Annotated in this window: 10 protein-coding genes and 2 tRNA genes; 4 read left to right on the top strand and 8 right to left on the bottom strand. The window is 43.5% G+C overall.

The window, feature by feature from the left end; genetic code table 11:
• Nucleotides 1-121: 121 nt before the first annotated feature.
• The gene (locus CAG57_RS14345) at nucleotides 122-1,216 is read right to left on the bottom strand and encodes a ketoacyl-ACP synthase III (RefSeq protein ID WP_099610115.1); all 1,095 of its coding nucleotides are present in this window, start codon (nucleotides 1,214-1,216) and stop codon (nucleotides 122-124) included.
• 192 nt (nucleotides 1,217-1,408) lie between these two features.
• Here CAG57_RS14345 and trxC point away from each other — a divergent pair, with 192 nt between their 5' ends.
• The 3 genes from trxC to CAG57_RS14360 all read left to right on the top strand — a co-directional run bounded on the left by trxC (nucleotide 1,409) and on the right by CAG57_RS14360 (nucleotide 3,588).
• The gene (gene trxC / locus CAG57_RS14350) at nucleotides 1,409-1,843 is read left to right on the top strand and encodes a thioredoxin TrxC (RefSeq protein WP_099610114.1); all 435 of its coding nucleotides are present in this window, start codon (nucleotides 1,409-1,411) and stop codon (nucleotides 1,841-1,843) included.
• 196 nt (nucleotides 1,844-2,039) lie between these two features.
• Nucleotides 2,040-3,194, top strand: a complete 1,155-nt coding sequence (locus tag CAG57_RS14355) for an MFS transporter (protein ID WP_099610113.1) — start codon at nucleotides 2,040-2,042, stop codon at nucleotides 3,192-3,194.
• 211 nt (nucleotides 3,195-3,405) lie between these two features.
• Complete coding sequence (locus tag CAG57_RS14360) at nucleotides 3,406-3,588, top strand: DUF2986 domain-containing protein (RefSeq protein ID WP_099610112.1); 183 nt, start codon at nucleotides 3,406-3,408, stop codon at nucleotides 3,586-3,588.
• 49 nt (nucleotides 3,589-3,637) lie between these two features.
• On the opposite strand, the gene CAG57_RS14365 is transcribed toward CAG57_RS14360, so the two are convergent.
• Nucleotides 3,638-4,111: a LabA-like NYN domain-containing protein gene (locus CAG57_RS14365; protein WP_099610111.1), complete on the bottom strand. Its 474-nt coding sequence runs from the start codon at nucleotides 4,109-4,111 to the stop codon at nucleotides 3,638-3,640.
• Nucleotides 4,112-4,495: 384 nt separating this feature from the next.
• On the opposite strand from CAG57_RS14365, the gene CAG57_RS14370 reads away from it, so the two are divergent.
• Entirely contained in the window at nucleotides 4,496-6,076 is a 1,581-nt protein-coding gene (locus CAG57_RS14370; RefSeq protein WP_161433836.1) for a BCCT family transporter, read from the top strand.
• A gap of 395 nt (nucleotides 6,077-6,471) precedes the next feature.
• Here the strand turns inward: CAG57_RS14370 and CAG57_RS14375 are convergent.
• From CAG57_RS14375 to CAG57_RS14400, 6 genes are all read right to left on the bottom strand, one after another.
• Nucleotides 6,472-6,545, bottom strand: a tRNA-Cys gene (locus CAG57_RS14375).
• A gap of 19 nt (nucleotides 6,546-6,564) precedes the next feature.
• Nucleotides 6,565-6,651 (bottom strand) — tRNA-Leu (locus CAG57_RS14380).
• A 280-nt stretch (nucleotides 6,652-6,931) separates the two neighbouring features.
• The gene (locus CAG57_RS14385; protein ID WP_099610110.1) at nucleotides 6,932-8,098 is read right to left on the bottom strand and encodes a D-alanyl-D-alanine carboxypeptidase family protein; all 1,167 of its coding nucleotides are present in this window, start codon (nucleotides 8,096-8,098) and stop codon (nucleotides 6,932-6,934) included.
• Between the two features lie 209 nt (nucleotides 8,099-8,307).
• Nucleotides 8,308-9,234 (bottom strand): agmatinase, encoded by a 927-nt coding sequence (speB, locus tag CAG57_RS14390; RefSeq protein ID WP_099610109.1) that lies wholly within the window; start codon nucleotides 9,232-9,234, stop codon nucleotides 8,308-8,310.
• Nucleotides 9,235-11,145 (bottom strand): arginine decarboxylase, encoded by a 1,911-nt coding sequence (speA, locus tag CAG57_RS14395; RefSeq protein WP_161427594.1) that lies wholly within the window; start codon nucleotides 11,143-11,145, stop codon nucleotides 9,235-9,237.
• A gap of 317 nt (nucleotides 11,146-11,462) precedes the next feature.
• On the bottom strand, nucleotides 11,463-12,314 hold the full coding sequence (locus tag CAG57_RS14400; protein WP_161433839.1) for a tetratricopeptide repeat protein: 852 nt from the start codon (nucleotides 12,312-12,314) through the stop codon (nucleotides 11,463-11,465).
• Nucleotides 12,315-12,414: the final 100 nt, after the last annotated feature.

The raw sequence follows: 12,414 nt of genomic DNA on the forward strand, positions 1-12,414 counted from the left end.
AGGCTTCTTTCTACACGGCTGAGGCTTTGAAATATAGTGGCTCTACATAAGTAGTGGCTCTATATGATAAGTCGATAACGCCGTAGAAAGAAGCCATCTCGGCTCCTTACAATCATTTATTCTATTGATGTGATAGGGGCCGTTTTTGACAATGTTCAATGGCTTGTTGCAATAAAGCTAACGCTGTTTGTTCACAAGGAGGTAATTGTGCATCACTCTTGGCCAGTGGGGTTACACGTTCACCCCATTTTATATGGCCTGCTCCCCAAGTGAGTCCAGCGCCAAAGGCGGCAACTAGCAGATCATCGCCAGCCGCCACTCGTCCTTGTTCGAGTGCTTCACATAACGCAATAGGAACGGTCGCTGCTGAGGTATTGCCATAGTGTTGAATATTCACAAATGCTTTGCTTTGATCAATGCCTGCTAGATCACACAAGGTGTGAATAATACGGATATTAGCTTGATGTGGAACCATCACATCAATATCTTGCTGAGCCAGCCCACTACGAGCTAAGACTTGCTGTACTGCTGCCCCCATACCTTTAACCGCCCGCTTAAAGATCTCTTTACCAACAAAATCAAATGCCCAATAACCATTATCAGCAGCGAAGCGATCCATCGAACTGCCAAACTTAGGTACCGCAAGAATATCTCGCCCTTGAGCATCGCAGCCAATTTGAGTGTGTTGTAGCCCTAACGGTTGCTCCGTTTTACTCAATACCACCGCACCAGCACCATCACCAAATAAAACGGCGGTATCTCGCTTAGTCCAATCAATGTAAAAAGAGAGGTGCTCGGCACCAATCACCAATGCATGGCGATAGTAACTGGCTTGCATCAAACGAGTCGCCGTTTCAAGCCCGTAAATAAACCCAGTGCAAGCGGCATTCAAATCAAAAGCAGCAGCGTTATCAATCATCAAGTTTTGTTGAATTTTGGACGCAATATTAGGAATTAATGAATCTGGAGAACAGGTCGCAACAATAATTAAATCGATATCTTGAGCATTAATACCAGCACAAGCGATGGCGTGTTGGGCCGCAACGGTTGCTAAATCAGAGGTATCCACATGACTGATACGGCGCGCTTCAATCCCCGTTCGAGTCCGGATCCACTCGTCACTGGTGTCAAGAAACGTACTTAAATCTTCATTAGAGAGCGAGGCGGGAGGTAAACATTTACCCCAACCAGTAATTTCAGCATAATATTGAGTCATTATCGTCCTGCTTTGTTGTTGTCATTTTTCAGGGGGAGTCAACTGATGTCGTAATCTACGCCATTCATACCCCGCCCTTGATACAGAAAATAGCGATTTTTTGTTAAAATCGTGCATAAAGTTCTCAGTATACGCCGATTTAACCGCTCAAGTTAAGTCTGAGTCACTCACAATGATGATAAAGAGGAAGTTATGTCAACATTCACCACTCGTTGCTCTGCCTGCCATGGGCTAAATAGAATCCCATCAGATCGCGTTTCCGAAAGCCCTCGATGTGGCAAATGCCAAACCCCATTATTAGATGGTGCCCCGATTGAAGGAACCTTAGCCAATTTCGATACGCTTCTAAAAAGTGCTCAACCCGTCGTCGTCGATTTTTGGGCCCCTTGGTGCCACCCTTGTGTTGGATTTGCCCCCATTTTTGCAGAAGAAGCCAAAAAGCAACAAGGCCGCCTCCGGTTTATTAAAATCGATACCGAAGCACAGCCCGAATTGGCGAAAAGATATCAAATTCGCAGCATTCCAACCATTATGGTGTTTAAACATGGCCAAAAAATAAATATGATCAATGGTGCACTAGCAAAAGGACAATTTAATCAATGGATAAATCAAACTACTGAACAATAATTCATTCAATAAAACGAGCGGTAAAGTTGGTCTATCCCCTGCAATTAGTCCAACTTTATCGTTGTTTATTCACAAGGAATGATTGATAGATTTATTTTATCGTCAAGAGCATTATTTTTCATTTTACCTTTCTAGCTTAAAGTCTCATATTCGCCGCGAATCTCTTCCACCATCCACATCCTGTGAGGCGAAAACTATGAACATGCATCCAACTTCCGTTCATCGTATTTCTGTACCGGTTATTGCGTTAACTCTTTATGCGGTCGCCTCCGGATATTTGATGAGCGTCATTCCGCTCATGCTTTCCCACTATGGGTTAGAATCCTCGCTCGCCAGTTGGTTAGCCAGTGTTTTCTATGCGGGTCTATTGCTGGGGGCGCTATTTATGGAACCGCTGGTGAATCGCTTTGGTCACCGCAATGCTTTTATTGGCTGCTTGCTTCTTTTGCTCGCTTCTATTGTGATTTTGCCAATCAATCACCACAGCCTAGTTTGGCTAACTGCACGCTTTATTGCGGGAATTGCTGTGGCGGGCGTATTTGTGGTGGTGGAATCTTGGCTACTACATGGTAACGAGTCAGGCCGAGCAAAAAGACTCGGTATTTATATGGCATCACTTTATGGCGGAACGGCCATTGGACAATTGGGCATTGGTTTTCTCGGTGTCGCGGGCTCAATGCCTTTTATCGCAATTTGTTCACTCTTGATACTCGCAACCGTGGTATTGATTTATGGTAAGTCAGATCAACCCTCAACAGAAGCCGGGCAAAGCCTGTCATGGAAACAAATAACCAAACTCAGTCACGCCGCAGTGATAGGTTGCTTAGTTTCTGGTTTAGTGTTGGGAGCGATTTATGGCTTGATGCCCGTCGAGCTAGCCGAACGTGGGATCAGTCACACAGAGGTTGGTCGCTTAATGGCTTTAGTCATCCTTGGCGCAATGGCGGTACAACCTCTGGTTCCTTGGTTATCAAAACACCTAGGACGAACTCTGCTTATGGCACTGTTTTGCTTGTTAGGTGCAACGTCAGCGGTACTGCCATTATTGGATAACCAAATGGGCACACTGGCCGTTAGCTTGTTTATGCTTGGCATGGCGACTTTTGCACTCTATCCGATTGCGATTAACCTAGGCTGTGACAAGCTCGATGCTCACTATATTGTGTCTGCGACTCAAGTGATGCTATTTAGCTATAGCATTGGATCCGTCGCTGGCCCAGTTCTGGCTGATTGGTTTCTTCAAACCAACCAAAGCTTACTGGGTTATCTATTTGTCACCTTGCTAGCAACCTGCTTGTACATGCTCGCTGCCAGCCTAAAAACCAAACGCCAATGGGTGGCCGGAGAGTAACACTTAAAAAGGGTAACTGAGGTTACCCTTTTTTGTTATTCACTTTCAATCGCTCTGCTGACGACAAGCTGTATTGACCATACTGCGACTATTTTATCGTCGGTTAATCCCTTGTCGCTAAGTATTTTTCATCCATCCTTACGAATAGATTGAGTTGAACGATAAAAACTCGTAAGCTCACCATCCACGACTTAAGCGGCTAGTCACTCACATGAACCGTAAAAAACGAATTAATCAAATTTTAAAATCTAAGCAGAAGAAGCAAAATGCCAAGCTACATAAAAGTGGCAAGCCTCGTTATATTGCTAAGGCTGAGCGAGAACAAACCGCACTATCACCATCCGATGAAATAGAAGGCCAAGAAACTTCCCTTACCGATTTAGAGCGGTCATAAAACCGCCAAAATGCGTTCCCCCACCGCCAACACCAACGAATGGCAAACGCTAGAGCAATAGAGGCAGCTCGATTGCTTGATACTCATCTGCCACCTCGATTAAGTTTTTAGCGGTTAACCCCGGCACACCATACACGATCACCCGAGTGCCAAAGCGACGTTGAATTCGTTCAACCAACAACTCAAAATCACCATCACCTGAGACTAAAATCAAGGTATCCACTTGTGAAGCTAGCTCATAAGCATCCAGCGCAATGCCAACATCCCAATCACCTTTAGTACTGCCATCTCCACGTTGAATAAACGGTTTTAATACCACTTCAAAACCAATTCCGCGCAGAATATGGTGAAACTGTCGTTGACGAGTATCGTGCGTAGCAATCGCATAGGCATTGGCTTTTACTACCTGTCGCGTTGCTGTCGCCATTGACCAAAATTGATTGTAGTTAAAGTGCCGCCCGTAACGTTCGCGGCAGGTGTAATAAACGTTTTGTACATCGACCAATATGGCGATCTTTTCCATCAGTATCTTCTATTCAATTGAAATTAACTCATGCCTTCGGATTCAATCACCCAATGAGTAAAGAGAAAGATACTTTAACACACTCTAGTTCTGACCCACTATCCTTTGCTGAATTCTCTTACTCATAGTCGCACCTCATTGAGCGAAATCGTGTTACCACTTAAGCAAAAAACCAAGCAAAAACCTTTCGTACACATACCTTTAATTATAAGAAAAAACAAACAAAAAAAGTAAAACACTTACCGAGTATGACAAAAATTAAAAAAGCGGTATGATTAGCCCGTAAAAATAATTTGCACTCTAATTATTTAATTCACTTTTAACGCATTCATCACTTCTCTAACTGTAGAAAAGTGACGAATGCGATACTGATCGAGTCATACGATGGAAGACGCATTAAAAAAATACAGTATAGAAACCACCGACTACCGAGTGGGACAAGATAACGTTCAGAAATGGGGGTTTGATGTTCATAACCCTGTTTTTGGCATCAGTGCCGGATTAATCATTTTCTTTTTAATTTCAATTATCTGGGTTGGCCCAACGACAGCGAAAGAGGTGCTCGACACCCTAAAGAACAGCATTATTCAAGAATTTGATGTTTTCTTTATGTGGATAACGAACTTCTTTTTATGCTTTGCTTTAATCTTGATGATCTCTCCACTGGGTAAAATTCGCCTAGGTGGAAAAGATGCCACCCCGGATCACTCTCGTCCCTCATGGCTCTCGATGCTTTTTGCCGCAGGAATGGGCATCGGCTTACTATTCTGGAGTGTGGCTGAACCGACCGCTTACTATACCAATTGGTGGGGAACTCCTTTTAATGTCGCAGCCAATACTCCTGAAGCGAAATCATTAGCCATGGGCGCGACCCTATTCCACTGGGGAATTCATGGCTGGTCCATTTATGCCATCGTCGCTTTATCGCTCGGATTTTTTACCTTCAATAAAGGTCTCCCTTTATCCATTCGTTCAGTGTTCTATCCCATTTTTGGTGATCGCGCTTGGGGATGGCTAGGCCATGTTATTGATATTATGGCTGTATTAGCAACCTTATTCGGGCTGGCGACTTCATTAGGTTTAGGCGCTCAGCAAGCCACAAGTGGCATTAACTATATCTTTGGAACGAATGGCGGCATCGGTATGCAATTTACCGTTATCATTTTTGTTACGCTTATTGCCATCATCTCCGTATTTCGAGGGATCAATGGTGGTGTCAAAGTGCTTAGTAATATTAATATGCTGTTTGCTTTTGCACTGTTGATTTTTATGATCATCGTCAGCTTTACTATCACTTTACAGTCGATCCCTGATACCTTCATGGCGTATGTTGAAAATATTCTTCCGCTAAGTAATCCTCATGGGCGGGAAGATGAAATCTGGATGCATGGTTGGACTGTATTCTATTGGGCATGGTGGATTTCATGGTCACCTTTTGTCGGCATGTTTATCGCACGAGTGTCAAGAGGGCGAACGGTTCGTGAGTTTATCCTTGCGGTGGTCTTTATTCCTACGTTATTAATTTTAATTTGGATGTCTGTTTTTGGCGGTGTTGCGCTCGATCAAGTTGCCAATCACATCGGTGAACTAGGAGCCAATGGACTGACGGATATTTCATTAACATTGTTCCATGTTTATGAACAATTACCGTTTGGCAGCGTTATTTCTCTCATTTCTATTGGATTGATTTTAATTTTCTTTATTACCTCAGCCGACTCAGGATCACTTGTTATTGATAGTATTACCGCTGGTGGTAAAGTCGATGCGCCCGTTCTACAACGTATTTTTTGGGCTATTATTGGTGGGGCGATTGCTGCGGTCATGCTTTGGGTTGGCGGCCCAGAGGCACTACAGGCCCTGCAATCTGGAGTAGTCGCTACAGCGTTGCCATTCAGCTTTGTGCTACTCTTAATGTGTTTCAGTTTGATCCAAGGGTTAAGAACTGAACAAACCTTATATCGTTAATACATGCATAATTAATACAAGGCCAGCGATTGTTGGCCTTTTTTGATTATCCCCTTGCTACTTGAAGCTGCAAGAGCGTTGGTGACGTTCGTTCACCCCAATCACATCGCCTATCAATGCCGTAATTCTGAATGCTCACCATTAACCGCCATCATTGATACGATAGCAAAGTAATGGTAAAGGTGACCTTCGGATAGAAAAAGCAACGTTGCTGCTTACGAAAGATTCTAGCAGTGAAAGTGAAGCTAGGTTGAATAGAGGGCGAATTTATTCACATAAGTGAAATAAATCAACGGATACACCGGCAACCGCCTTGCCAATTAGATTAAGAGAAAGGCTAAAACAAAAAAACCAGCTCAATGCTGGTTACGATTAATAACAGAGATTGATAGTAATGGAGGCGCGTCCCGGAGTCGAACCGAGGTCCACGGATTTGCAATCCGCTGCATGGCCACTCTGCCAACGCGCCTTTACTGTCTTTCGATAGATGGTGCCCCGGGCCGGACTTGAACCGGCACGACTCGAAAGTCGAGGGATTTTAAATCCCTTGTGTCTACCAATTTCACCACCAGGGCAACGCGCATTACGCTAGGCTCACACTATCTATTCCCGTTTCGCCTTGGGAACGAGACGTACTTTAACGTATTCAGCCATAAGGTCAATAAAAAAATCACTAAAATCAATCAAATGGTTAATAAACACCCCAAGCAGTATAGATAGGCATCAAATAGGATGATTCTCAAACAGCTTTGTGCAATAACGTTATCTGCTCACACAAATTAAACTCCGGATGTATGACGAAGAACTCACCATCATTTATTAATACCTCCGCTTGATCCTTAAGTCAAAACGACATTAAAACCAACCAGCAAAGAAGCGCTTAATGCTATCGAACAGACGTTTAAACCAGTTCCCTTCTTCCACTGTTTCCAAAGCCACTAGCGCGGCTTCTCCAACTTGATGTCCATCAACTTGATAAATCACTTTGCCAATCACCTCGCCCTGTTTCAGTGGCGCTTCCAGCTCCTTATCTAATTCAATAACACCGCTGAGTTTTGCTAATTCACCTTTAATAAGCGTTAAATAAGTCGTGTGTGCAACCCCGACCGCAACTTGATCTTGCTTCCCGCTCCAAATTCTGACGCTCTCTAGCACTTCATTGTTTTGATGGGGTGAGATGGTTTCAAAAAACCTAAAGCCATAGCTGAGTAATTGTTTACTTTCTGATTCTCGTGATTTTTGGCTATTTGCTCCCATGACAACCGAAATTAAACGCATATCACCATCGGTTGCTGAGGTTGCTAAGCTGTAACCAGCTCCGCTGGTAAAGCCGGTTTTCATTCCATCGACATTCAAACTGCGATCACGTAACAGTCCATTACGGTTGTATTGAGTAATGCCGTTATACGAGAATGACGTTTCGCTATAAAGCGGGTAGATTTCCGGTAAATCACGAATAATCGCTTGGGCGAGTTTGGCTATATCATAAGGCGTGCTGTATAGCCCCTCACTATCGAGGCCATGAGGATTGGTAAATGAGGTGTTTTCTAACCCCAGTTTTTGGGCCCATAAATTCATTAGATCCACAAAAGCACTTTCTGAACCTGCAACATGCTCAGCAATGGCAACGCTAGCATCATTGCCAGACTGCACAATAAGCCCTCGATATAAGTCCATCATGTTGACTTGCTTTCCAACCTCGATAAACATCTTTGAAGAATCTGGAAAGTTTTTAGCCCAAGCTTTATGGCTAATGGTCACTTGATCAGCTGCGCTAATTTTACCTTGCTTAAGACCTTGTCCCGCCACATAGGAGGTCATCAATTTTGTTAAGCTAGCAGGGTTTAGCCGCTCATGAGCATGATGTTGAACCAATACCCTTCCCGTGTGGTAATCCATCAACACATACCCTTTCGCCGAAAGTTGAGGCGGATTCGGCACGACAATGGGTGTAGAATGACCCAGACTTGGCAAAAGAGACAATCCGATCGTAGACAACACGATTGACTTGATATTTTTCATAATCTATATCCCAAAAAATCATGCAAAAATAAATCACTGGCTTTAGATTACCTTGTTTCGAGATCGGTATTAAGACCGTTATGTAAACGAACGTAACAAACCGATTCATTTCCTACGCTTGATTAAAAGTTAGGTAATTTTGGACATTAAAAACTGATAAAAAAACCGAGCGTACACAAGCTCGGTTTCCATCAGCAGCTAACGTCTAGTTATTCTATTTCTTGACGAGATGCCCACACATAAAGCAGCTCCAAGGCAATCGTTGCTCCCGCTAAAGCGGTCACATCACTCTGATCATAAGGAGGAGACACCTCTACGACATCCATCCCAACCAAATTGATGCCTTTGAGTGCCCGAATAATTTTTAAAATTTTATCGGAATTTAAACCACCACACACCGGGGTACCGGTACCGGGAGCAAACGCAGGATCTAAACAATCGATGTCAAACGTCAAATAGACCGGCTTATCGGCAACAATCTGACGAATTCGCTCAACAATCTCCTCAACTGGCATGTCATTGGCTTGCATCGCATTAATCACATTAAAACCGTGTCCTTGCTGTTTATACTCGGTTCGAATACCAATTTGGACCGAATGTTTCGGTGAAATCAATCCTTCTTTGGGAGCATGATAAAACATCGTCCCATGATCATAAGCACTGCCATTAGCATAAGTATCAGTATGCGCATCAAAATGAATCAATGCCATTTCACCGACATGCTTGGCATAAGCACGTAAGATCGGCAAAGTAATAAAATGATCGCCCCCTAATGCAAGTAACGTTTTACCACTTTTGACGATTTCATTTGCGGCCGCCTCTAGACGATAAGTAAAATCTTCCGCATCACCGCAATCAAACACTAGATCACCGGCGTCAATCACCTTGGTTTGCTCAAATAAATTGAACTCCCAAGGAAATTTTTTGCCTTCCCACGCTAAATTCACCGATGCACGACGAATCGCATCCGGCCCCATTCTAGCTCCCGGGCGACCCGATGTAGCCATATCAAGCGGAACCCCAAGTACAACGACATCGGCTTCAGTATCGACTGGGTTTCTCACATACGGGCGACGGACAAAAGTCATCGCATTGGAGTAGAGTGAATAATCAGTTTTCGTAAACAAATCATTCATTTAAAAATCCTCTAAATAAGTATAACCACTCAGGCCTTGTTCTAACTCTTCCAGCACGGTTGCCTGCTCTTGCTCTGCCACTCGCTGACTGACTAGCTGACGATAATTGGCACGAATTGCATCGACATCAATATGAACATAACGCATCATATCCGCAACCGTATCGCCTTCATTGATAAAGGTAATTTCTGACTCACCTTGATCATTGATATGCACAACCACGCTATGAGTATCGCCAAATAAGTTATGCATATCACCTAAAATTTCCTGATAGGCTCCAACTAGGAAAAATCCCATCAGATAGGGCGTATCTTTCGACCAAGCAGGAACGGGTAAGGTGGTTTCAATACCCTGTCCTTCGACATATTGCTCTATTGCGCCATCTGAGTCGCATGTAATATCCAACATCACCGCTCGCCGATCGTCGACATGCTCTAACCCCGACAAGGGCAATACGGGAAATACTTGATCAATTCCCCATGCATCTGGTAAGGATTGAAAAAGTGAAAAGTTGACAAAAAATTTATCAGCCAACCGTTCTTGTAACTCATCTAAAATGGGGCGATGGAAACGGTTTTTCGTACTCATTTTTAAACGTAGTTCATGATAAATACGTAACGAAAGTTGTTCGATCCATGCGCGATGGGGTAAGTTAATCACCCCGGACGCAAAGAGCGTGTGCGCCTCGGATAAATCACTCTGGGTATCATTGTAAATCTCAATTAACGCTCGAGCATCGGTTCCTTCTCGTAATGTTTCCCAACTACGCCACATATTTTGCATCAATAACGGAGCATCGGCATCCGGCTCACTGATCGTTTCAGGGCTATAAATCTCTGTTCCAATCACATTGGTAATTAATACCGCATGATGAGCAGTAATTGAACGGCCCGATTCAGAAATAATGATCGGTTTCGGTTGTTGATAAAGAGTGCACATATCCGCAACAACACTGACAATATTGCGTGCATACTCTTGCAGACCATAGTTCATAGAATTGGAAGACTGGCTGCGCGTGCCATCATAATCGACCGCCAAACCTCCGCCTACATCAAAATAGTCAATTTGTGCCCCCAGCTCTCTTAGTTCACAATAAAAACGAGCGGCTTCATTGACGCCATTTCTGACGTCACGGATATTGGCCATTTGTGAACCAAGATGAAAATGCACCAGTTGTAACGTATCTAACTGTTGCTCTACTTTTAAACGCTCAATCACTGTTAATACTTGTGCCGCCGCTAAACCAAATTTTGATTTTTCGCCACCACTCGACTGCCACTTTCCTGCTCCCTGCGAAGCTAAACGGATGCGCAAACCCAAGCGCGGTTGTACGCCAAGGCTCTTGGCTTCTTTGAGCACAAGCTCCAACTCTGACAGTTTTTCTAATACAATAAAAACTTTATGCCCAAGCTTTTCACCAATTAGTGCTAACCGAATGTATTCTCTATCTTTATAACCATTACATACAATCACCGAACTGGCTTGCTGAGCCATAGCAAGAACGGCCAAAAGTTCAGGTTTACTTCCGGCCTCAAGCCCTAGCTGCTTTGTTTCTAACTTAGCTTGGCTAGCCAGTATTTCATCTACCACTTCTTTTTGTTGATTCACTTTTATCGGATACACCAACAAATATTGGTTGGGATAATCACATTCTTCTATTGCTTGGTTAAAAGCATCACAAATATTATGAACTCGTTGGTGCAAAATTTGTGGGAAACGCACAAGGACGGGTAAATTGAGATTACGAGCCTCCAACTGTTGAACAATCGAACTCAAGGCCGTTGAATAGGCTCGATCTTTACGAGGAGAAACATACACTTCACCTTGATCATTAATGCCATAAAATCCTTGGCTCCAGTAATGAACGTTATAATCCGCACGAACGCGATCCAATTTGGATGATTTTTCCACTTGATATCTCACAAAAACAAAGAGAATGTAGTGGCGACTCAATACAAGTCGCCCTCCCCGACACCCTGAGGGTCTCGCGCTTTATCCGCGAAAAACCAAGGTGTGTCTAATGATAATAATTTGTCGTTAAGACAACACTTCGTTATGCGTTAAACAGCTCGGCCTATCCCCAAATAACTTGGCGTTGCAGGTCGGCGGCAAGTGAGTGACAAATTTGTCTGGAACAATTTGAACAGCCGTAGGCTGGCCTTTGAATGAACGTAGCCAACACCCCTGCAGATTCAAGTAACAAGGGGATATACCATAATCATAAAAAATTAACTGATATTACCGCTAATTAACGCATCAAAACGTTTATTGCCATATAAAGATTCAAAGTCAGGCTCATCAGCAATCAATTCTCGCAACGAAGGGCTGATATCCGTAGCTCGCTGAATATCTTCCAACGCCTGTTCTTCAGCCCCTAAACGAGCATAAGCACAAGCTCGCTGATACAGTGCAGGGCCATTACTTTCATCCAACTCGAGCACTCGATTACATAAGCTCATTGCCCAATGGTACTCCTGCATCTCCATGACCGCATCAGCTTTATAAGTTAATGCTTCTAGATCGCCTGGGCGAATCTTAAGAATTTCATCATACACTTCGATTCGTTGCTCGGCTGTTTGTACATTCTGCGAACGCAACCACAAATTATGAATCTCATTGATAATTTCAATTTCTCTGTTATTTTCACTGATGATGCTACTTTTGCGTTTAAGATCACGCTCTAACGCGACAAATTTCCGCTCATATTCTTGAGCTATTTTATTAAGTTTTTTATCGGCCATTTCTCGAGTGTTATGCTTTACCTCTCTTAATGATTGCCAACCAATTAAGGCGACCAGTGAAGCGACCCCCGCAATTACATAGAAAAAATAGGTCACGGTGACATTAGAATAATTGAGAGATTTGTCAGCAACAGCCAACTCTCGATCCGTGATCTGAATCGTCAAACGCCGTTCTAGATCCTGTTGATCCTGACGTAACGCTTTTAACTCATCTAAAATATACCGTTCCACTAAGGGCCTATCTAATATCGGTGATTCCGAGTAAGGCACGGCTTGTTGCTCTTGAGCAAAAAGGTTTGTCGTACTGCCCAACAGCAAAACCACTCCATATAGCACCATCCAAAATTGTCGCACGCGTTACGCTCCTCAATTACATCAATTTCACCGTCACATCATACCGCTAAATCAGTTTATATGCAGGCGCAGTGAGAAAAAACCA

This window comes from Vibrio sp. V30_P3S12P165, from assembly GCF_009904905.1.
GTDB classification, from domain to species: Bacteria; Pseudomonadota; Gammaproteobacteria; order Enterobacterales; family Vibrionaceae; genus Vibrio; species Vibrio fujianensis.

Bases quoted from the DNA above. Each gene is read 5' to 3' on its own strand.
- CAG57_RS14355 (WP_099610113.1), top strand. From the start codon at position 2,040: ATGAACATGCATCCAACTTCCGTTCATCGTATTTCTGTACCGGTTATT.
- CAG57_RS14365 (WP_099610111.1), bottom strand. From the start codon at position 4,111: ATGGAAAAGATCGCCATATTGGTCGATGTACAAAACGTTTATTACACC.
- CAG57_RS14345 (WP_099610115.1), bottom strand. From the start codon at position 1,216: ATGACTCAATATTATGCTGAAATTACTGGTTGGGGTAAATGTTTACCT.
- trxC (WP_099610114.1), top strand. From the start codon at position 1,409: ATGTCAACATTCACCACTCGTTGCTCTGCCTGCCATGGGCTAAATAGA.
- speB (WP_099610109.1), bottom strand. From the start codon at position 9,234: ATGAATGATTTGTTTACGAAAACTGATTATTCACTCTACTCCAATGCG.
- CAG57_RS14400 (WP_161433839.1), bottom strand. From the start codon at position 12,314: ATGGTGCTATATGGAGTGGTTTTGCTGTTGGGCAGTACGACAAACCTT.
- CAG57_RS14360 (WP_099610112.1), top strand. From the start codon at position 3,406: ATGAACCGTAAAAAACGAATTAATCAAATTTTAAAATCTAAGCAGAAG.
- CAG57_RS14385 (WP_099610110.1), bottom strand. From the start codon at position 8,098: ATGAAAAATATCAAGTCAATCGTGTTGTCTACGATCGGATTGTCTCTT.
- CAG57_RS14370 (WP_161433836.1), top strand. From the start codon at position 4,496: ATGGAAGACGCATTAAAAAAATACAGTATAGAAACCACCGACTACCGA.